This is a genomic window from Lactobacillus sp. WILCCON 0149 (genome assembly GCF_057197965.1).
This window is the reverse complement of record NZ_JBUBHO010000001.1, coordinates 755,229-776,356: the sequence shown is the minus strand read 5'-3', so window position 1 is coordinate 776,356 and position 21,128 is coordinate 755,229. Positions and strand designations below refer to the sequence as shown.

19 protein-coding genes are annotated in these 21,128 nt (G+C 50.2%); 2 read left to right on the top strand and 17 right to left on the bottom strand.

Annotated features, from left to right (window positions below):
* Window positions 1–4 precede the first annotated feature (4 nt).
* From ACYVUV_RS03730 to ACYVUV_RS03705, 6 genes are all read right to left on the bottom strand, one after another.
* Entirely contained in the window at window positions 5–1,006 is a 1,002-nt protein-coding gene (locus ACYVUV_RS03730) for an ABC transporter ATP-binding protein (RefSeq protein WP_439776320.1), read from the bottom strand.
* Between the two features lie 299 nt (window positions 1,007–1,305).
* A complete protein-coding gene (gene acpP, locus ACYVUV_RS03725; RefSeq protein WP_201330913.1) occupies window positions 1,306–1,548 on the bottom strand; it encodes an acyl carrier protein in 243 nt (80 codons plus the stop codon).
* 61 nt (window positions 1,549–1,609) lie between these two features.
* Complete coding sequence (plsX, locus tag ACYVUV_RS03720) at window positions 1,610–2,602, bottom strand: phosphate acyltransferase PlsX (protein WP_439776321.1); 993 nt, start codon at window positions 2,600–2,602, stop codon at window positions 1,610–1,612.
* Between the two features lie 24 nt (window positions 2,603–2,626).
* The gene (gene recG / locus ACYVUV_RS03715) at window positions 2,627–4,666 is read right to left on the bottom strand and encodes an ATP-dependent DNA helicase RecG (RefSeq protein WP_439776322.1); all 2,040 of its coding nucleotides are present in this window, start codon (window positions 4,664–4,666) and stop codon (window positions 2,627–2,629) included.
* A complete protein-coding gene (locus ACYVUV_RS03710; protein WP_439776323.1) occupies window positions 4,666–6,330 on the bottom strand; it encodes a DAK2 domain-containing protein in 1,665 nt (554 codons plus the stop codon). The genes recG and ACYVUV_RS03710 overlap by 1 nt, the downstream gene beginning before the upstream one ends.
* 19 nt (window positions 6,331–6,349) lie before the next feature.
* A complete protein-coding gene (locus ACYVUV_RS03705) occupies window positions 6,350–6,712 on the bottom strand; it encodes an Asp23/Gls24 family envelope stress response protein (RefSeq protein ID WP_002879711.1) in 363 nt (120 codons plus the stop codon).
* Between the two features lie 175 nt (window positions 6,713–6,887).
* On the opposite strand from ACYVUV_RS03705, the gene rpmB reads away from it, so the two are divergent.
* A complete protein-coding gene (gene rpmB / locus ACYVUV_RS03700) occupies window positions 6,888–7,073 on the top strand; it encodes a 50S ribosomal protein L28 (protein WP_270447714.1) in 186 nt (61 codons plus the stop codon).
* A gap of 95 nt (window positions 7,074–7,168) precedes the next feature.
* Here the strand turns inward: rpmB and ACYVUV_RS03695 are convergent, their stop codons facing one another.
* The 10 genes from ACYVUV_RS03695 to gmk form a co-directional block, all read right to left on the bottom strand.
* Window positions 7,169–8,740: an ATP-binding cassette domain-containing protein gene (locus ACYVUV_RS03695; RefSeq protein WP_484498995.1), complete on the bottom strand. Its 1,572-nt coding sequence runs from the start codon at window positions 8,738–8,740 to the stop codon at window positions 7,169–7,171.
* Window positions 8,741–8,916: 176 nt separating this feature from the next.
* Complete coding sequence (locus ACYVUV_RS03690; protein ID WP_439776332.1) at window positions 8,917–9,600, bottom strand: thiamine diphosphokinase; 684 nt, start codon at window positions 9,598–9,600, stop codon at window positions 8,917–8,919.
* Window positions 9,601–9,629: 29 nt separating this feature from the next.
* Window positions 9,630–10,523: a ribosome small subunit-dependent GTPase A gene (gene rsgA / locus ACYVUV_RS03685; protein WP_439776331.1), complete on the bottom strand. Its 894-nt coding sequence runs from the start codon at window positions 10,521–10,523 to the stop codon at window positions 9,630–9,632.
* Window positions 10,524–12,548, bottom strand: a complete 2,025-nt coding sequence (gene pknB, locus ACYVUV_RS03680; protein ID WP_439776330.1) for a Stk1 family PASTA domain-containing Ser/Thr kinase — start codon at window positions 12,546–12,548, stop codon at window positions 10,524–10,526.
* Complete coding sequence (locus tag ACYVUV_RS03675; protein ID WP_270447708.1) at window positions 12,538–13,293, bottom strand: Stp1/IreP family PP2C-type Ser/Thr phosphatase; 756 nt, start codon at window positions 13,291–13,293, stop codon at window positions 12,538–12,540. Before ACYVUV_RS03675 ends, pknB begins: the two co-directional genes overlap by 11 nt.
* A gap of 5 nt (window positions 13,294–13,298) precedes the next feature.
* Window positions 13,299–14,615, bottom strand: a complete 1,317-nt coding sequence (gene rsmB, locus ACYVUV_RS03670) for a 16S rRNA (cytosine(967)-C(5))-methyltransferase RsmB (RefSeq protein ID WP_439774709.1) — start codon at window positions 14,613–14,615, stop codon at window positions 13,299–13,301.
* Entirely contained in the window at window positions 14,605–15,552 is a 948-nt protein-coding gene (gene fmt, locus ACYVUV_RS03665) for a methionyl-tRNA formyltransferase (protein ID WP_439774708.1), read from the bottom strand. Before fmt ends, rsmB begins: the two co-directional genes overlap by 11 nt.
* A 13-nt stretch (window positions 15,553–15,565) precedes the next feature.
* On the bottom strand, window positions 15,566–17,947 hold the full coding sequence (gene priA, locus ACYVUV_RS03660; protein WP_439774707.1) for a primosomal protein N': 2,382 nt from the start codon (window positions 17,945–17,947) through the stop codon (window positions 15,566–15,568).
* A gap of 63 nt (window positions 17,948–18,010) precedes the next feature.
* Entirely contained in the window at window positions 18,011–18,232 is a 222-nt protein-coding gene (rpoZ, locus tag ACYVUV_RS03655) for a DNA-directed RNA polymerase subunit omega (RefSeq protein ID WP_439774706.1), read from the bottom strand.
* A 1-nt stretch (window position 18,233) separates the two neighbouring features.
* Window positions 18,234–18,848, bottom strand: a complete 615-nt coding sequence (gene gmk, locus ACYVUV_RS03650) for a guanylate kinase (protein WP_300616186.1) — start codon at window positions 18,846–18,848, stop codon at window positions 18,234–18,236.
* Between the two features lie 174 nt (window positions 18,849–19,022).
* Here gmk and ACYVUV_RS03645 point away from each other — a divergent pair, with 174 nt between their 5' ends.
* Complete coding sequence (locus tag ACYVUV_RS03645) at window positions 19,023–19,328, top strand: hypothetical protein (protein WP_439774705.1); 306 nt, start codon at window positions 19,023–19,025, stop codon at window positions 19,326–19,328.
* Between the two features lie 61 nt (window positions 19,329–19,389).
* Here ACYVUV_RS03645 and ACYVUV_RS03640 read toward each other — a convergent pair whose 3' ends face one another.
* Complete coding sequence (locus ACYVUV_RS03640; RefSeq protein WP_439774704.1) at window positions 19,390–21,006, bottom strand: peptide ABC transporter substrate-binding protein; 1,617 nt, start codon at window positions 21,004–21,006, stop codon at window positions 19,390–19,392.
* Window positions 21,007–21,128: the final 122 nt, after the last annotated feature.

Here is a 21,128-nt window from a genome sequence, read left to right as displayed (position 1 = left end):
CTACCTATCCTTCATCTTGAAAGTGGAAAGTCTTCCAGCAGGTGCAGCGGACAAAGTGATTTGGCTCTACTTCGTGCAGCTGTGGATCTGCTTCATGAGCGTCAGCTGGAATCCATGGAATTCTCGCGGCGAAACGGTCACCGGTCCGCGGCATGTTTTTCAGTGACGGAACCGTGCCCTGGATCACGTGCAAATCATCTTTGTCATCATCTGACTGCGGCATGGAGTTTAGCAGTGATCGGGTGTAAGGGTGCAAAGGATGAGTAAACAAAGTTTTCACATCAGCTTTTTCTACAATTTGCCCGGCATACATCACGGCAACTTCATCAGCCGTTTCTGCCACGACGCCCAAGTCGTGAGTGATCAAGATGATGCCTGAGCCGGATTCTTTCTGGATCTCTTTAAGCAAATCCAGGATCTGGGCTTGAATAGTCACGTCCAAAGCAGTCGTTGGTTCGTCAGCAATAATGATCTCAGGCTTGCAGGCAATGGCCATCGCAATAACCACTCTTTGCCGCAAACCACCGGACAGTTCATGCGGGTACATGTCATACATAGCTTCCGGCTTCGGCATCCCGACTTGCTTGAAGAGTTCAATCACCCGGCCGCGGCGCTGCTCTTTATTTAGGTCCGTGTGGTAAAGCAAGGCTTCCGCTACCTGGTCCCCGACTTTCATCAAGGGGTTCAAGCTGGCCATCGGGTCCTGGAAAATCATGCCAATATTGTTGCCGCGAACTTGGTTAAACAAATCCTCACTCAAATTCACCAAGTTCAGGTTCTTGTACTTAATTTCTCCTTGAACCCGGGTGTTTTTCCGGTCATAGAGGCCAACGATGCTGGAGGCAATCGTACTCTTGCCGCAGCCGCTTTCGCCAACAATAGCTAAAACCTCGTTGCGCTTGAGAGTAAAATCGATGCCATCAGCCGCGTCATAGAACTCGCCTTGCAGGCGGTAGCCGGTATGAAGCTGTTCGACGTCTAGTAAAACGTTTTGCTGATTGTCCAACTTTTTTCTCCTTCAAAATAATTATTAGTTAGTAAATAAATATTACACTAGTAGATTTTAACTTTTCTCAAATCTTTTTCAATAGATTTTTAACATTTTTCTAGTGTTTTTTACTTATTTCTTCATCATTTCCGCCAATTCATATCATAATTGTTAAATTATCGTTCGATTTTTATCATATTTTTCTGCCTTTTCCGGAAAATGCGCACAAAAAAAGCATTTGCCACAGATTCTTCTTTGGCAAATGCTAATTAAATATTAGTTGTTTTCAATTCACTTTCAATTTGCTTTCAATCCACTTAACCTTGGTGGCTCTTGATGTAGGCTACCGCATCAGCAACAGTGGTGATCTTTGCAGCGTCTTCGTCAGGGATTTCAGCGCCGAATTCATCTTCCAGCTGCATGATGAATTCCACCAGGTCGATTGAGTCCGCGTCCAGATCCTTGGTAAAGTCAGTATCCATGGTGATCTTGTCCTTGTCCAGCTGGAAGTTGTCCGCGATCAAAGTGGCAATCTTGTCAAAAATTTCTGCTTCAGTCATTATTCTTTCTCCTATAATTTCTAATCTTCCTATTTAGCAGGGTATTCTTTTTTGCTTATCCTTATTTGCTAAATTCTTTCTTAAAAATACTAATCAAGTCTTCAGCTAAAATCTTGTCGATCTGCTTAACCGCGTAGTAGACGGCCCGGGCGTCAGACCGGCCGTGCTGCTTAACTACTGGTGAGTTCAAACCGAGCAAAACAGCCCCGCCGTACTTGGCCGTGTCAAAACGGCTGGCGACAGACTTCAAGGCATCTTTGGCTAAAAGGGCACCCAGCTTGGCCTTAACCCCATTGTTCATCAAACCGTCTTTCAGCATGTGGATGATGACACCGGCTGTCCCTTCGATGCTCTTTAAGACCGCGTTGCCAGTAAAGCCGTCCGTAACGACAACGTCTGCCTTCCCTTGCAAGAGCTCATGGCCTTCAATGTTGCCAGTGAAGTTCAAGGAACTGTCCTTCAAGAGCTGGTAGACTTCCTTGTGCAGGTCGTCACCCTTGTCAAATTCTGCCCCGTTATTCAAAAGAGCTACTCTCGGCTTGGATACGCCGCGGACCTTTTCAGCATAGTAGGATGCCATCTCAGCCCATTGCAGCAGGTATTCCGGCTTGCTAGTGGCGTTAGCTCCAACGTCAATGATGTTGAAGCCGTCATCTGAAGATTCAACCGGCATGGTCGGCATGAGGCCTGGCCGGGCAACGCCCTTGATCCGGCCGACAATAAAGATCCCGCAAGTTAACAGAGCCCCGGTATTGCCCAGTGACAAAAGGGCGTCTGCCTTACCTTCCTTGACCCAGTTAGCTGCTACGACCATGGAAGAGTCCTTCTTGGTCCGCATGGCCTTGACTGGCTCATCTTCATCCAGGATCACTTCCGTGGTGGCTACTATTTCGATCTGGTCATCGCCTGCTGGCAGCAGCTGCTTCAGCTTGCCTTCATCGCCAAAGAAAATGAACTTGTCTTCCGGCAATTCTGGCTTGGCCTTCAAAACTGCTTCTACAATCGCCTCAGGGGCATTTTCCCCGCCCATGGCGTCAATCGCGATTTTTCTCATCAATAATCTCTTTTTCTATTTGGACTAAGCTCTCGCTTGTACGATTTTCTTATATTTTATCACAGCTTGCAGGTCTGCCAACTTTTCTGCTTTCAAGTCTGGATCAGCCTGGACGATCCGCTTGGCCTCGTCTCTGGCCACCACCATGACCTGGTAGTCGCTGACAACGCTGCCTGTCCTAAATTCCGGCAGGCCTGACTGGGCCTTGCCAAAGAGGTCACCCTCGCCCCGCATCTTGAGGTCTTCTTCCGCGAGCTTGAAGCCATCGTTGGTTTCAGCCACGATCTTCATCCTCTTCTTGCCGGCTTCAGTCTTGGGGTCAGCCAAAAAGACGCAGTAGCTTTGCGTCTGCCCCCGGCCGATCCGCCCGCGCAGCTGGTGGAGCTGGCTTAAACCAAAGCGGTCAGCATCAAAGATCACCATCAAGTTGGCATTGGCCACGTCTACTCCGACTTCGATCACGCTGGTTGTAACCAGGATATTTATCTCTCCAGCCGCAAAGCGGTCCATGATGCTTTCTTTGTCAGCTGCCGCCATTTTGCCATGCAAAAGAACAACTTCCTGGTCTGGAAATTCGCCAGCCAGCCTTTCATGTAATGCTTCAGCGTTCTCTAGGTCGATTGTTTCCGATTCGCTGATCAAGGGCGTAACCGCGTAGATCTGGAAGCCTTCGGCCAGTTGCTGGCGCATCAGGGAATATACCTCATCCAGCTGGCTGCTGGTCTTCCAATAGGATTTGATCGGCTTACGGCCGGCAGGCAGGTGTCTGATTTCTGACAAGGCGGTATCGCCATAGACAGTCAAGGCCAATGACCGCGGAATCGGGGTGGCCGTCATGGCCAGGATATCCGGCCGGTCGCCCTTGTTGATCAAGGCCAGACGCTGGGCAACGCCAAAGCGGTGCTGCTCATCAATGATCACCAAGCCCAGCTTCTTAAAAGCCACTTGCTCTTGGATCAAAGCATGGGTACCGATCACCACGTTGATGCTGCCATCAGCCAGTTCCCTATAAATTTCCCGCCGCTCCATGGTCTTGGTTGACCCGGTTAAAAGGGCCACCCGGACACCAAAATCTTCCAGCATGGCGGAAATCTTTTGGTAGTGCTGGTTGGCTAAAATTTCCGTTGGCACCATCAAAGCTGCTTGGTAGCCAGCCGTTACTGCTCCATAGATGGCAAACACCGCAACCACAGTTTTCCCGGACCCAACGTCCCCTTGAAGAAGGCGCTGCATCTGCCGGTCAACAAACATGTCGGCAAAAATCTCATTGATGACCTTTTTCTGGTCAGGCGACAGGTCAAAAGGCAGGGACTTGGTCAGCTTGCCAATTTCTTCCAGGTCATAGTGCTTGGTATAGCCGCTGTGACTCTTATTCTGGCTGGACATCAAGGCCAGCTGCATCTGAAAGAGGAAGAATTCCCGGAATACCGCGCTTCTGCGGGCCTCTTTAGCTTGAGCCAAGTCTTTAGGGTGGTGCATGGCGATAACCAGATCCTGGTCATCCATAAGCCGGTAATGCTGCCGCAAGTCCTCCGGCACGGCATTGCCCATCTCGTCCATGCTTTCGGCGATCGCCAGGTCTATCATGGTCTGCAGCTTCTTTTGCTTGATCTGCCGGTTGACCGAATAAATGGGTGCCATTCCGTCATCTTCATGCTTGCTGGCGATGAGCTTATAGGCTGACAGGCTCTGCTTTCTGAGCTCATATTTACCATAGACGGCAATTTCCTGGCCCACGCTCAGCTGCTTGGTCAGCCATGGCTGGTTAAAAAAATTGACCATGATAATATCATGATCAATTCGCAGTTTGAAGCTGACCCGGCTCTTGTGGTAGCCAAAGTAATTCTGGTAGGGGTTGGTTGCCACAATTCCTTTCAGCATGACCTTCTGTCCGTCTTCCAGCTGGTCCAGCGGAAGGTTCTCCAGTTCGTCATAGCGGTAGGGAAAGTAGAAGAGCAAGTCGTAGATGCTGTAAATGCCTAGCGACCGCAAAGCCTCTGCCGTCTTGGCTCCTACCCCCTTCAAGGCCGTCACCGGTCTGAAAATAGCTTCGTTTAAAGTCATTATTCTACAGAAATCAAGAAGTTATAAACTGGCTGGCCACCGTCGTGAATTTCGAATTCGCAGTCATCATCTTCATGAGCTGCTTCCAGGCGGTCAACAACTGCTTGGGCTTCTTCTTCAGTAGCGTCGCTGCCGTACATTACAGTCACGATTTCAGAGTCTTCGTCCAGCATCTTTTCCGTCATGGCTACAGTTGCGCTGATTGGGTCAGCGTCATCAACCATGATCGTGCCGTCTACGATACCAATGAAGTTGCCCTTGTGGATTTCAACCCCGTTGATTTCAGTGTCACGGGTTGCCCGGGTTACTTCACCAGACTTGACTGAACCGAGTTCATCACTCATGGCTTCAACGTTCGCGTCAACGCTGGCTTCCGGGTTGAAGGCCAGCATAGCGGTCAAACCTTGCTGGATAGTCTTGGATGGCACGATGCCGACCGGAATTTCAGCAACTTCAGCTGCCTGCTTAGCGGACATGATGATGTTGCCGTTGTTTGGCAGGATAATCGCTTGTTTAGCACCGGACTTGGTGATGGCATCAATGATGTCTTGGGTTGAAGGGTTCATGGTTTGCCCGCCGGAGATGATTCGGTTGACCCCTTCGCTTTCAAAGAGCTTGCGGACACCGTTGCCGGAAGCAACCGCGATCACTGCAAAGTCAACGCTCTCTTGTTGTTCTTGTTCGTTGTCAACGATCGTTTCGTGCTGAATCCGCATGTTGTCGATCTTGATCTTGCCCAATTGACCAAATTGTGACCCGTAAAGGAAGACCTTGCCTGGGTATTCAGTGTGCACGTGAACCTTGGCGATTTCCCCGTCAGAAACTGCCAAGAGGGAGTCACCCAATTCTGACAGATAGCTTCTGAATTCTTCCAGGTCAAATGGCTTCTTGTTTGGCACGTCAGCCTTAAGGTCAACCATGATTTCAGTACAGTAGCCGTTGGCGATGTCTGAAGTTGCCAATTGCCCTTGCACAGCCTGGTGGTGAGTCGCGTTGATCAAGGAGTTCATGTCGTCGGCATCTGGAACGTACTTGTCATCGAAGTTTTCGCCCAAGAGACCTTCTAAGAAGCCTTCATAGATGAAGACCAGACCTTGACCACCGGAGTCAACCACGCCGACTTGCTTAAGAACTGGCAGCAGGTCAGGAGTGCTCTTCAGAGCTTCCTTAGCGCCTTCAACCACGGCCTTCATTACTTCTTCTACATCATCGGTTTCATTAGCCTTGTTAGCACCTGCTTGAGCGCCGACCCGGGCCACAGTCAAGATGGTCCCTTCAACCGGCTTCATCACAGCCTTGTAGGCAGTAGCTACACCATTGCTAAAGGCATTTGCCAATTCCTGGGCGTTCAAAGTGGTCTTGCCCTGGGTTGCCTTGTAGAAGCCGCGGAAGAGCTGGGAAGTGATAACCCCACTGTTGCCGCGCGCGCCCATCAGCATCCCCTTGGCCAGGCTTTCAGTCAAGTCGCCGACACTGCTGCTTGCGTTTTCGGAAACGGCCTTAGCACCGCTTTCCATCGTGAGATTCATATTCGTGCCAGTGTCGCCGTCAGGAACTGGGAAAACATTTAGATCATTGACGAATTGCACGTTCTTGCTCATCCGGTGAGAGGCAATCCGCACCATGTCTCTAAATTCTTTACTGCTAATTTCACTTAAAACCAATATTGAATCCTCCACTTATCTAGTCGTCGAGAACCTTTACACCTTGGACAACGACGTTGACCGCCTTGGTGTCGATCCCCAGCTGGCTTCTTAAGTTATATTTGACACTGTCTTGTACATTACGACTTACTTCAGAAATTTTCAAGCCGTAGCCAACAATAATATAGACATCAACAGTTACTTGATTTTCGTCAGACTTAACAACGACGCCGCGCTTGTAGTTTGCCCGGCTTAAAATGCTGTCGACTCCGTCTCTGATGGCATTCTTGGATGCCATACCGACAACGCCATAGTTAGACGTAGCTGCACCACCAACAACAGTTGCAATTACACCGTTTGAAATATCAATCAAACCATACTTTGTCTTGATTTTAACAGCCATGTTTATCCTCCGTCTTATTTCCAATATACACCCTTATTTTATCATAACGAGATAAAAAGCTAACCCTAACGACTTTATTTTCTGGAAAATACTTTTCAAAATAACAATTGAAAAAGCTCAAACTTTATGGTAAAGTCTAATAGTATGACATGACATGTAAAGGGGGTTTAGCAGCATGGCAAAAGATTTCGTAACCGGTAAGAAGACCACTTTTGGTAACACGCGTTCACACGCTTTGAACTCATCACGTCGTTCTTGGAAGCCAAACCTTCAAAAAGTTCGCATTCTTGTAAACGGCAAGCCTAAGCGCGTTTGGGTTTCAACCAAGACTTTGAAGTCTGGTAAAGTTACCCGTGTCTAGTGACGAAACGAGCCCGTCAGATCAATGATCTGCCGGGTTTTATTTTTCTCTAAAATCATCAGCAAAAACAGGCAGCTTGAATAGCTGCCTGTTTTTTACTTCTCCGCCAAATTGACCACCCGGTCAAACATGGCTATTTCTTCATCTGAAATCTTGTGGGCTACTTCAATTACGGTGCCAGGGAAATTCTGCAGAATTGTCTGGTGAATCTGCTTGGAGAGGCGGGGATCCAATGCTGAAGTAGCTTCATCGGCCAGAAGAACCGGCCGCTTGGCCAAGAGAGCTCTGGCAATTTCCAGCCGCTGGCCCTGGCCGCCGGAGAGATTTTTACCTTCTTTGCCAACTTGATAATCCAAGCCCTTTTCTTCAACCAGGCTGGTTAAACCAGCTTTTTGACAAACTGCCAGCAGGTCTTCCCGGCTGACTTCTCTGCCTAAGGAAATGTTGTATTCGATAGTATCATCGAGAATATAGGGCTTCTGCTGGACAAAGGAGAAGTACTCGTGATCCCTGCTCCAATCGCCATTCGCGTCTTTTCCGTTGATCTCGTAGTCCCCATCTGCCAGCTCGATCCGGCCAACAAGGACGTTAAGCAAAGTTGACTTCCCCCAGCCAGATGGTGCTTCCAGCAATACTTTTTCACCATTTTTAACAGTTAAATCAAGATCATTCAAAAGCTTCCGGTCCCCTCTTTGCACACTTGCATCGTCTAAAGAAAGCTCCTTAAACTCATCCCGGTCTGCAGCACTTTCTTTTGCTGTAAAACCTGCCACGGCAGTATACTTTTTCCAGATCGGATTGCTGGTTTTAATGTCATTGACAGATGAAAAGATGCCGACAATCGGATTGATAAAGTTGTTGGCCAGCTGGGAGATCATCATAAAGGTCCCCAAAGTGATCTGCCCTTGGGTTACAAAGTAGATGCCCAGGCTAAAAGGAATGATCATGCTGCAGACATAGGCGAAAACCGTGATGACTTCACCCGTCACCATTTCTGTCCGCTTCATCTTGGCCAGGGCCGCTTCCATTTTCTGGCTGTAGTGGAGCATTCTGGAAAAAATGCTGTCTTCAGCGTCATAAAGTCTGGCAAAAGTAGCAAAATTGATGGTATCCGTCATTGCCTCAGTATATTTGCTGTTCTCCTCTTCCCAGGCAGAAGAAGCAGCTTCGATTTTTGGCCCGAAAATATTTTGCAGTAGACCAGGTGCCAGGGATGCGACCAGGAAGATCAAGGACAGAGCCCAGGAAGACAGCAGAGCCGCCGCAAATGCCGCAATAAACTGCAAACCATTAAAAACAATATCCAGCTCAGCTTCCACCCGGTGACTTTCGACCTGCTTCAAGTCATTGGTCATAAAGGACAAGTCAAGTTTTGGATCAGCATTATCAGAATACAAGAGATATTCTGTTGCCTGCTCCTTGATTTTCAAGTTGACATCCTTGATGATATTTGCCTGCATAATTTGGTAGATTAGGGCCAGGCAAGCAAAAAGGACAATACCCACAACTGCTTTAACAGTTAATTGTAATAAACTCCCCTTGGGATTTCCGGCAAAATTAATAAATTTCTGAAAGACATAAGCGATAAAAACCGCCTGCATTGCCTTGGCGGCAGCGAAGACCGCAAAGACCAGCAGTTTCCACTTGCTGGCATATTTTAACGTCATTTTTCTCCTCCTCGTAAATATTTTAGTAAGATCGTTAAATATGCTTAAAATAATACTACTGAAAAATTAGAATGTAAATATTGAAATCTAATTTTTTAAAAAAGGGTGGTAAGCAAAAAAGTCCCGCTTTTCAGCGAGACTTTTTTTATTATCTTAATTATATTAGCTTGTGCAAATCAAGCTTGCTCATAACGGTTCAAGTCTTTAGAATAAACGACCGCTACTAAGCCTTTCTTCAAGGATAACCGGCAGCTATCCTTATCCGGCAAAAACTCATTAGACGTGAAGGAACGCAGGTAGTCGCCACTATAAGGCGCCAGGTCATACAAGGCTCCCTCAATCGTCAAATCTTCTACCGGCATTAAGCAACTTACCCCAAAGTAGGTATAGTCCTGCTTCTGAATTTCATAGCTGCCAGCTTGCCGGTAAAAAATCATATTTTGCTTGTCAATCAAGGTCAACTGGTTGGCATACTTACGCAGGTCGGGATTCAAAATGCCAAAAGCATTAATCGCCGCGTGGTCCAGCCTGCCGCCAGTAGCCCCGTAAACCTTCAGCTGGTCAATCTTATAATCGCCAAAAGCAATTCCCAGCATCAGCTCAGAATCGGTCCAGTCCTTCTTTGGCACTGAATAGCGGATATCCGCAACCGTCCCTTCTACCCAGGCCAGTTCATCAGCCTTCAGTGAGTCAAAGTCCCCGATCGCCAAATCCGGCTTAAAGCCTAATTCCAGCAAAAGAAGCGCGCCCCGGTCAACCCCGATCAAAAGGTCGCCACTTTCTTGCGCCTGCTTCAGCTGATCTTTCAAATCAGCCGGCCATTCTTCCTTTGGCCCGCCAAGCAATACTGCAGCATCCATCACAAAACACCCTATCCTGTCTTATCTCATCACTTCAAATACTCCGGCATCCGGCCTTCCTCAATTTCCGTCCGCATGGCCAGATAATCGTCATAACGGAAAGCCGCGATTTCACCTAAAGCCAGCTGGTCTTTGACCGCGCACTTCGGCTCATGCAGGTGTTGGCAGCCCCGGAACTTGCATCCCGGACTCAAGGCTTTAAATTCCTTGAAATACGTACACAGTTCATTCAGCTTGATCGGCGTCAGATCAATTGCCGAAAAGCCTGGGGTATCCGCCAAAAAGCCTTCCCCTAATTTAAAAAGGGTAACCGTTCTAGTTGTATGTTTTCCTCGGTTCAAGCTGGTCGAGATCGCGCCCGTCGCCTGCCCCGCGTCTTCCTTGATAAAGTTCAGCAGGGTCGACTTCCCGGCCCCTGACTGGCCAGCCAGAGTCCAGATCTCGCTTTCCATGATCTGCTTTGGCAAGTCGCTTGCCAGATTTTCCCTGTCCAGATAAACCCGGTAGCCAATCTTTTGATAGTATGCCAGCTGGCTTTCTACTTCTGCCAGTTTTTCCTTTTCCAGCAGGTCGCTCTTTGACAGGTAGATCGTTACCTCTACCCCCTGCCAGGCAAAAAAGACCAGGAAGCGGTCCAAAAGAGCGGTGGAGAAATCCGGTTCCACTGCCGAAATGACCAAAAGCACGTGGTCGACATTAGCAACTGCCGGCCGGCCAATCCGGTTCTTCCGGGGCAGAATTTTCACCAAATAAGCCAAGCCCTGTTCATCCAGCTTGACCTGCACGCTGTCGCCGACCTGGGGCTTCTCCCGGTTCTTGCGGAAAACGCCCCGGGCCCTGGTCCGCACGACTCCTGCCGGCGTCTGCACGTCGTAGTAGCCGGCTATCAGAGAAACAACCGTCCCTTGTACTATTTCTGCCATTTAATTCCCGCTTTCACTGTCATCTGCTGAAACCGTCTCATCAACAACGGTTTGGTCATCACGCACAATCTTGATCTTGCCGTCACCCTTAGTAACAGAAAAAGTGATCGTGAAGTCCGTATCCTTGGTGATGTACTGGTCCCGGTAAATATTGCCAAGACTGTGGTCATCATCTTGGATATAAATCCGGACATGGTTGCCCTGGTTAGAGGAAGAGCTGGAGCTGGACTCACTGGATTCGTCACTTGATTCACTAGAGCTTGATGAACTCTCCTTAGCCTGGTAGTCAACCGTGTAGGTCTTCTTGACCTCTTTCTTTTCTGCACCCTTAGAAACCGTAACCGTCAAGCTGTCCCCTTCAGCGACTTCACTGCCGGCTGCCGGATCTGTTGAAATCACGTCGCCGCTGTCCACGCTGTCAGAGTAATCCTTCACAACCTTGAGGTTCAACTTCTTGCTCTTAGCGTAAGACTGGGCATTCTCCAAGCTCTTGCCCGTCAAATCTTCCAGTTTAAAAGTGGTCTTGCTGCTGGAGGAGCTGGAGGGCTTGGGCTGGTCTTCCAAAGCCACGGCCACCACCAAAGTGATCGTTGTCTTAGAAGCATCTACCTTACGGCCAGCCTTGACGCTCTGGGAGATGATCAAACCTGGCAGGTACTCATTAGACGGTGCCTCCCGGCTCTTGACCTTGAAGCCCAGTTTCTTCAGTTTCTTTTTGGCGGTCGACAAATAAAGGCCCTCTACATCTGGTACCTTGGTCAAGTTTGGCCCCTTGGAGACCAGCAGGCTGACCTTCCGCCCCTTGTCAACGGGGCTGTTGGCCTCCGGCGTGGTCGAAATCACCTTGCCCTTCTTGACCTCGCTGGAGTAGGTCCGCTTCACAGCCCCTACCGCCAGACCGGCACTCTTCAAAGAGGTCTTGGCTGCCTTTTCCGTCATGTTCACGACGTCAGGCACCCGGACATTGTTGTGGCCAACTGCCAAAAACATAAAAAGCAGAATGGCAAAGACCGGGAATAATGACCCGATCCACCACCACTTATATTTCTTGATATTGGCCCATAAAGACCGCTTCTTTGGCTCTTCAGCCTTGCCTTCTTTGGCCTTCTCAGCCTGCATGACCTTGCCGTTCAAGGCTGGCAGGATCTTGGTTTCATCATTGTTGCCGTGGCTTGGCCGGTAAATGGCTTCACCTGCCCGGCTCGGATCCAGACTGGTGTCCAGATCAGCCTTCATTTCAGCCACGGAAGCATACCGGTCCCGCGGATCCTTGGCCGTCGCCTTTAAAACGACGTTTTCCAAGGCCTGGGGAATGGCCTTGTTTTGCTTTCTGAGGGACGGAATATCGTCTTCCGCATGCTTGAGGGCAATCGCTACCGGCGTTTCTCCGTTAAAAGGCACATGGCCGGTCAAGGCCTCATACAGGATGATCCCCAAAGAATAGATGTCAGACTGTTTGGTGACCATCCCGCCCCGGGTCTGTTCAGGAGACATGTAGTGCACCGAACCCAGGACCGAATTGGTCTGGGTGATCGCGCTTTGATTCAAGGCAACCGCGATACCGAAGTCGGCAATTTTGATGTTGCCTTTTTCATCCATCAAAATATTCTGCGGCTTCAAGTCGCGGTGAATCACGTTGTGCTTGTGGGCCAGTTCCATCGCTGACAAAATCTGGTCCATGATTTTGATGACCTGCGGCAGGGGAATCGGGCTGTTTTCCCGGATATAGTCCTTTAAGTCGGGTCCCTTCACGTATTCCATGACCATATATGGCAGGCCATGGTCGGTCCCTACGTCAAAAACAGAAACAATATTTGGGTGGCTCAGTTCACTGGTGGCCAGAGCTTCTCTTTGAAAGCGGGCCAGAACTTGGGAGTCCTTCTGCAAGTCAAGGCGAATAATTTTAACGGCGACCTGTCTCTTTAAAATTATGTCATCAGCCAGGTAGACGTTAGCCATCCCGCCTTCACCCAGGGTGTCGACGATCCGGTAGCGGTCTCCGAGCAAATAACCTTTATTGATCACTCGCGCCATCCTCCTCATTTACGGCCAGGCAGACGGTAATATTGTCGCCGCCGCCCAGACGATTGGCTTCATTGACCAACTTGTTGCACCTCTCCTGCAGGTTTAGGCCCTTGGTTGCCAAAACCTGTTGAATCAAAGGATCCGATAGGGAATTGGTCAAGCCGTCAGTACAGAGAAGGAACACGTCGTCAGTCTTCATTTCAAGTTCATTATATTCCGGATCAATAGTGCTTGAAACGCCTAAGGCTTGAGTGATGATATTTTTCTGAGGGTGGGTCTTCGCCTGTTCTTTGGTGATCTGCCCCATCTTGACCAGTTCGTTGACTAAGGAGTGGTCTTCGGTGATTTGGCGGAAATTCCCTTCAGAGTAGCTGTAGGCCCGGGAGTCGCCCAGGTGGGCAATCAAGACTTCCTGGTCAAAGAAAATTGCCAGGACAATCGTCGTCCCCATCCCATTCAAATCAGGGAAGCGGTCTGCGGCCTTCAGAATCGTTTCGTTTTCTGAGCGCAGCTGGACGTCCAGCCACTTTCTGGCCAGATTCTTGTCGTGCAGGTCGGTATTGGCGAAGTTGTGGCCCAGGTGGCTGACCGCCATCGTGGATGCCACGTCGCCGCCCTGGTGACCTCCCATCCCATCGCAGACGATGGCCATGGTTACCCCAACGCGATTTTGAAAAATCTGCACGAAGTCTTGATTGCTCTCTCTAACTCTACCAATGCTTGAAGCAAATGCCGTTTTAATCACAAGTACTAACCCCTTGTCGTAAACTTGGCAATGAAAAATCCATCACTGTTGTAGCTGTCGGGCAGGATCTTCAGCATCCCTTTGGGAGCCGAGATCTTTGCCGTTTCAAATGGTTTCAATGCAAAATCTGGATGCGCGGCTAAAAATTTCCGCACGTTTTCTTCGTTTTCTTCTACAGAGATTGAGCAGGTGGAGTAGACTAACTCCCCGCCCTTTTTCAGCAAGCCGGCTACTTCATTCAAAATATCCAGTTGGATCTCAGCCAAATGGCTGATGTCTTCCGCCGTTTTCGTATAGCGGATTTCCGGCTTGCGGCGCAGCAGTCCCAGACCGGAACATGGTGCGTCTATCAATATCTTATCAAATTCTTGCCCGGAAAAATACTCCCTTGCCTTCCGCGCGTCCAAAGCTTTGACCTTGACCCGATCAGCAACCCGCATTCTGGCGGCATTTTCCTTGACCAGGCGCAATTTCTTTTCATGGATATCCAGGGCCGTAACTTGTCCTTCTGGCACTTGTTCAGCTATTTGGATGGTCTTGCCGCCCGGGGCGCTGCAGGCATCAAGGGCCTGTTCGTTTCCCTTAAAGTCAAAGGCTTCCGCTACCAGGCTGGCTGCTTCGTCTTGCACCGTAACTTCACCATCTTTGAAAAAGTCGGTCAAAACGATTCCGCCCCGGCTTAAGGCATAGCTGCGGCTGGCCAAAGGCGACTCCTTAGGAGCAAAATGTGCCCGGTCCAGGTCCCGGACGACTCTTTTTTCATCAGCCAAAGCAGAAATCCGGATTTCGTTTTTGGCCTTGCTGTTGAAGCTGGCCATGATTTTTTCCGCCCGGCTCTTGCCCCAGTTGGCCACGAAATAGTCACTCAGCCAAAGGGGCATGCTGCACTTCACGCTGAGATAGTCTGGCGCGTCTTTTTCCGGCAGGACTTCCCCCCGCCGCAATAGCGAGCGCAAGATCCCGTTGACCAGGCGGTAGCCGCTGGACTTAGGCCGGCCATAAGCCTTGGCCAGCTTGTTGGCTTCGTCTAAGACTGCCCGGTCCGGTACCTTGTCCAAAAAGAAGATCTGGTAGGCCGACATCAATAATAGTGGCTTGATATACGGCTCTCTCAGCCGGGCCTTGACCAGGTCCTTAAGCTGGTATTCCAGGTAAAGCTGGTATTGGATGGTTCCATAGACCAAGTTGGTAGCCAGCCGGCTCTCTTCGGCCGGCAGCTTCGCCGCTTTCAGAGCGTGGTTTAAGCTGATGTTTGAATATGAGCCCTGGTTGATAACCTTCATCAAGGTGTCCAGGGCCACGGTGCGGGCGTTAGTCTTCATCTACGATCTTTTCTCCTGCTGCAAACTTCTTCCCCTGCCCGTTCAAAAAGTCCTTGATGGCCATGGCCTTCTTGCCATTTGGCTGGACTTCAAGCAGGTTCAAGACCGTGTTGCCGGCAAAGCTGATGGCAAAGCGGCCCTGGTTGGTCAAGAGGTGGCCAGCTGGCAGACTGGTATTGTCATCAGCTACTTCCGCCTTCCAAACCTTTAAGCGCTGGCCCTTGATGACCAGGTAGGCGCCGGGGTCCGGGTTGAGGGCCCGGATCAAGTCCTTGGCCTCCTTGGCCGTCAATTTCAAGGAAATTCTCTCCTCAGCCTTGCTGATGGTTGGAGAAAAGACTACCTGGCTTGGATCTTGCGGCTTTTTGACAATTTCGCCACTAGCAATCTTTGGCAGAGTTTCCAAAAGCAGGTCCCGGCCAAGAGGAGCCAGTTCCGCGAAAACTTCCCCGCTGGTTTCATCTGGTCTGATCGGCAGGCTGGCCTGGGCGTACATGTCGCCGGCGTCCATTTCTTTGACCATTTCCATGATGGTCACCCCGGTTTCGGCATCCCCGTTTCTGACTGCATACTGGATCGGTGCCCCGCCCCGGTATTTCGGCAAAAGGGACCCGTGCACGTTGACGGCCGCGATTTTAGCTGACTTTAGAAATTTTGTCGGCAAAAACTGGCCAAAGGCAGCAGTGATGATGAAATCTGCTTCAAGCTGCAGCAATTCATCAAGTTCAGCTGACTTAGACAGACGGACTGGCTGATAAAGGGGCAAGTTGTTGGCCAAAGCCACTTCCTTAACCGGAGAAAAGACAACCTTCTGCTTGCGGCCAACCTTCTTGTCTGGCTGGGTTACCACGGCCAAAATATTATAACCGGCCTTGATCAGGCCTTCCAAAACTGTAGCGCCGAATTGCGGCGTCCCTAAAAAGATTACTGAATTCACGTTTATTGTTCCTTTACATAATTCTCTCTGGCTCTGAATCGATCTCAACAGTCAGGCCGTACTTTTTCACTTCCTGGGCCTGGTCCTGGATCTGGTGCAAGAGCTCATTTAAGTGTTTTTCTCTTTTATATTTTACCAGTATTTGGTAATAATACTGGCTCTTTAAGCGGCTGATTGTTGCCGGAGCCGGACCAAGGATAATGGTTGGCGCCCGCAACTCTCTTTGCAATTGGTGCTTGATTTTAAAAGCCTCCCTAGCCGCGTTTTGCTCATTTTTGGCCGAAACGGAGATTAAGACCGTGTAAAAGTAAGGCGGGTAGTCGCCGGCATGGCGGACCTGCATTTCTTTGGCATAAAAAAGCTCATAGTCCTGCTTTTGGGCCAGGCGGATGGCATAGTGGTCCGGATTATAAGTCTGGATCATGACCTGCCCTTCCTTATCAGCCCGCCCGGCCCGGCCAGCAACTTGCGTGAGCAATTCAAAAGTCCGCTCAGAAGCATTGTAGTCGGGCAGCCACAAGCCGGTGTCGGCATTGATCACCCCAACCAAAGTCACGTTGGGGAAGTCCAGTCCCTTGGCAATCATCTGCGTGCCCAGCAAGATATCGGCTTCTCCCTGGCCAAAACTGGTCAAAATCTTGTCATAGCTGCCCTTTCTCCGGGTCGTGTCGACGTCCATGCGGAGAATTTTGGCTTGAGGAAAAAGCTCAGCCAGCTCTTCTTGCACCTTCTGCGTCCCCGTTCCTAAAAAGCGGATCTGCCGGTCCCGGCAGTTTGGGCAAATTTCCGGAACAGCTTCTTGGTAGCCGCAGTAGTGGCATTGCATGGTCCAAGTATCCTTGTGCATGGTCAAGGACAAGTCGCAGTTGGGGCACTTCAAAACAAAGCCGCAATTGCGGCAGAGCATGAAGTTGGCAAAGCCCCGCCGGTTTAAAAGCAGAATCACCTGCTCTTTTTTCTCCAGCCGCTTTTGAATCGCCTCAGCCAAAGGACAAGAGATGTCAAACTGGCTGCCGGCAAACTGCACGTGCTTTAAGTCAAGCAAGTCGACTCGCGGCAGGGGCTGGCTCTTGGCCCGCTTTTTTAAGCGCAAAAGCTGGTAGACGCCCTTTTGGGCCCGGGCCCGGCTGGCCAAAGACGGAGTCGCGCTGCCCAAAATCAAGGGGCAGTGGTGGTAGCGGGACCGCCAAATCGCCACGTCCCGAGCATGGTAGCGGGGATTATTGTCCTGCTTATAGGAGCCTTCATGCTCCTCATCGATAATAATCAAGCCCAGATTGTCCAAAGGGGCAAAAACCGCGCTTCTGGCACCCACGACCACCTGGGCCTGGCCCCGGCGGATCCTGCGCCATTCATCATAGCGCTCCCCTTCCGACAAGGCCGAGTGCAAAACCGCCACCTGCTGGCCAAAGCGGGCCTGAACCTGCTTGACCATCTGGGGGGTCAGGGAAATTTCCGGCACCAGCATCAAGGCTGTCCTGCCCAAGGTTAAAGTCTGGCTGATCGCCTGCAGGTAGACTTCGGTTTTCCCGGAACCGGTCACCCCTTCCAAAAGAAAGGTCTGGCTGACCCGGCCCTTGATGTCCTGGCTGACCCGGCTTAAGGCCGCGGCCTGCTCGTCATTTAAGTCCAGGGGGCGGCTGGGCGCAACCGGCTTGGTTGGCCGCCGGTATTTTTCCTGCTCTTTTTCCTGCAGCCATTTTTTGCTGACAGCCGTTTTCAAAGTAGCTGAACTGATGCCCAGGCCGGTCAACTGCTCCCGGCTTTTTGGATAGTCAGCCATGTTCTCGGCCAAATCGACCAGCAATTTCCTTTGCTGGCTGGCCGTCTTCCTGCTTTTTGCAAAAATCTCCTGGTAATCAAGAGCAGTTAACAGAGGATAGTAGACCGAAACCAGCTTCTTTTTAGCCTTGTTTTCAACCAGGTATTCAATCCTGGCATCCCCCTTGTCAAGGAGCTGCTTGACCAGCTTGATCAAGCGCGGCTCTTCCAGCTTAGCCAAATCTACCGGATCCCCGGCAAAAAGGGGCAGCTGCTCTGCCCGCTGGCTGTTTGGCAGGAGGATTTTCCGGTAATTGGCCCGCATGACGCCCGGCAGCATGGTTTTCAAGATGCTGATCCGGTAGGCAAAAATCTGCTGGGCTAAGTCGCTGGACAAGGCAACCAGCTCGGGAGTCAAAGGTGGCATTTCATCGACCACTAAAAGCAGGTCCTTTAATTGGCCGGTAAAGTCACTGCTTTTTTTCACGGCAACGACAAAGCCCTGGACCTTGCGGCGGCCAAAAGGTACTACCACCCGGCTGCCAACTTCAGCTTCCAGGCCATCAGGGATATGGTATTCAAAAACGCGGTCGGTCTGATGGGCGGCCACATCGACGATAACTTCTGCGATCAAGTCTTTCACCCCTTTCTTAACGCTAAAAAAGGAGCGGGCTTCAGGTCCGCTCCTCTTCAAGGATTATTCTTCGGCTTCACCGTGAGGTTCAACGTCAATCGTTACCTTGCCGGCAGCAATTTCTTCCAATGCTTGGCCGACTGGCTTCAAGTTGTGGTAGTTGTCCAAAGCGCCCGGCTTGCCGGCTTCCAATTCGTGAGCCCGCTTGGCAGCCAGAACTGACAGTGAGTATCTTGAATCGATTTCATCTAGCAGCTTGTCAATTGATGGATAGGTAATTCTCATCTTAGTCCTCCTTAACCATTTTCCGATAATCGTCGATCACGCGCTTGACGCTGACGTGTTCAGCGTCAACGATTGCTTTAATGTGGTTGACGGCGTTAGCAACAGTGTCGTTGACTACCGCGTAGTCATAGTCCTGCATCACCAGAATTTCCTTGCGCGCTTGGGCAATTCTGCCCCGAATCACGTCTTCGGATTCAGTGCCCCGGTGTTCCAGCCGGTCTCTTAAGGTGTGCAGGTCAGGCGGCGTCAAGAAAATAAAGACGCCATCTGGCATTTGTTGGCGAACCGTTCTGGCCCCGTTGACATCGATTTCCAGCAGAACATCCTTGCCGGCAGCCAGCATTTCCTTGACCGGACCCAAAGGGGTGCCGTAAAGGTTGCCAACGTATTCGTTGTATTCCAGCAGCTGATTGTCAGCGATGGCCTGCTTGAATTCTTCTCTGGTCACGAAGTAGTAGTCTTTCCCGTTCACTTCGCCTTCACGGGGCTTGCGGGTAGTCATTGAGACTGAGTATTCGAAGGGAAAGACCTTGTGTTCAACAATTGCGCTTTTGACGGTTCCCTTGCCAACCCCGGACGGGCCGGACAAAACCAACAGTAATCCTTTATCTGCCATGATAGCTCCTTTTTTTGACTAGTAATTCTATTTTGGACCATAAGCGCCTTCTGATCAAGTCTTAAGGCCGAAAAAAGCTTTTTTAAAAAAGGGGCTTGCTTTTTCGAATATTCGTTCGTATAATATGTTTACAAACAGGCGTTCGAAAATTATTTACTTAAAGGAGTCTTCATCATGTCCCAATTTCAAACTTTTGCCAGACAAGCCGCCCAGCCCCTCAAGAAGGCCTTTCATTATCTCTTTGCCTATGACGAAGACCGGCTCACCCTCCGCGGCGACAGCCTGGCCGTTAACTTAGCCAAGCTGCAGCTGGCCTTCTTGAAAAGGCAGTATCTTCTGGTCACCTTGAATGATGGCAGCTGGCGGGTCGGCAAGATCACTAAGCGGATTTCACCCAGCCGCTTCGTTTTCCGTGACGCCGACAACAAGATTTTTTACCTGCTTGACATTAATGACATTTTAACAGTTGAGCTGCCTTAAAGCAAAAAAGGGTCTGTTTTCTCCAGACTCTTTTTGCACTTATGTTCTTGTTTATCTTTCGTTACTTTACGCTGGCGTACTTGAACTGCCAACCGCCCAGGTTGTCGTTATAGACGTTCTTGATTTCCGGTCTGATCAAGTAAGCAGTTGAGATGTAGTAGATTGGGGTGATCCCTTCATCCTCAAGTAAGATGGCTTCAGCTTTTTGCAAGTCGCTCACCCGCTGGCTGCTGTCGCCGGTCGTCTTGGAATCAGCGATCAAGCGGTCGTATTCGCTGTTAGACCACTTGCCGTAGTTTCTGCTGTTGTTGCTGGTCAGGAGGTCCAGGAAGGAAATAGCGTCGTTGAAGTCGGCGATCCAGGTGGAAACCATGACGTCGAACTTCCCTTCTTCCCGGCGGGCCATCCGGGTCTTAAACGGCACGGTCGTGGTTTCAACCTTGATCTTGCCCAGAGTCTGAGTTAATTCGCTCTGCAGGGCTTCAACCGTCTTCTTGCCGGAATCAGTGTCATCAGCCATGATGGAAATCGTGATGGATGACTTGCCCAGTTCTGCCAGGCCCTTATTAAAGAGCTTCTTGGCTTCAGTTTTGCTGTACTTGTTGTAAGCTTCTGAGCTCTTGGCAACGCCGCTGGTGTATTCACTGTCACCGACATACATTACGCCCTTGGCCGTAAAGGTCTTGGCTGGCTGGTTGTTGCCGCCTAAAGTGCTGCAGAGACCAGAGCGGTCAATCGCCATAGAGATTGCCCGGCGGATGTTGACGTTGGCCAGGTTCTTGTCTTCTTGCAGGTTGTATTGCAGATAGGCCGTCCCACCGTTGTTAATCAGCTGGAAGCCAGGCTTTTTAGACAGTTGCTTGGTCTGGGAAGAGTCCAGGCTGAGGGCGTCCAGCTTGTTTGACTGGTAGAGGTTGTAGGCAGTTGACGGCGTCTTCTGCACGCTCCAGTCAATCTGCTGGATTTTGACATTCTTCTTGTCCCAGTAGTACTTGTTCTTGACCATCTTCCAGGAGAGGTTGGAACCCGTCCAGCCCTTTTGAACATACGGGCCGTTATAAAGCATGTACTTTGAAGCTGTCCCGTAGTTTGACCCGTACTTCTTGACAGCCTTTTCCGCCTGCGGGAAGAAGAGGGCGAAGGCCATCAAATTCTTGAAGTATGGAATCCGCCGGTCCAAAGTCACGACCAGCTTGTAGTCGCCTTCTGCCTTAATACCCAGGCTGGATAAAGGCTTCTTGCCGGCAGTAATTGCCGTGGCATTTTTGATGCCTTCAAACAAGTAGGCATATTCTGAAGCCGTCTTGGGGTCGACCGTTCTTCGCCAGGAATAGACAAAGTCCTTGGCTGTAACCGGACTGCCGTCGCTCCACTTGGACTTGCGCAGGGTAAAAGTATAGGTCTTGCCGTCCTTGGAAACGGTGCTGCTGGTGGCTAAGCCTGGCATCAGCTTGCCGTTCTTGCCAGTCCGGTACAAGCCTTCCATCGTGTTTCTGAGCTGGTCGAAGCTGACGGTATCGCTGGCCTTGGACATGTCGATGGTCGAAATTTCAGCTGAAGCTGACCAAGAGAATTCCTGCTTCTTGCTGCCTTGACTGCTGGATTTACCGCAGGCAGTCAGCATAACCATTGACAGGGCCGCCAAAGCCAGCGGCGCTTTATTTTTTATGGATCTCATTTTTTCGTCCTCTCTTTCTTGCAGATTTTACACTGTTTCCAGAAACACATCACTTTTTCTGGAAACTTCTTTAAAATCATATTAAAATAGAGATTATCCATTGTCAATAATTTTTACCTGCG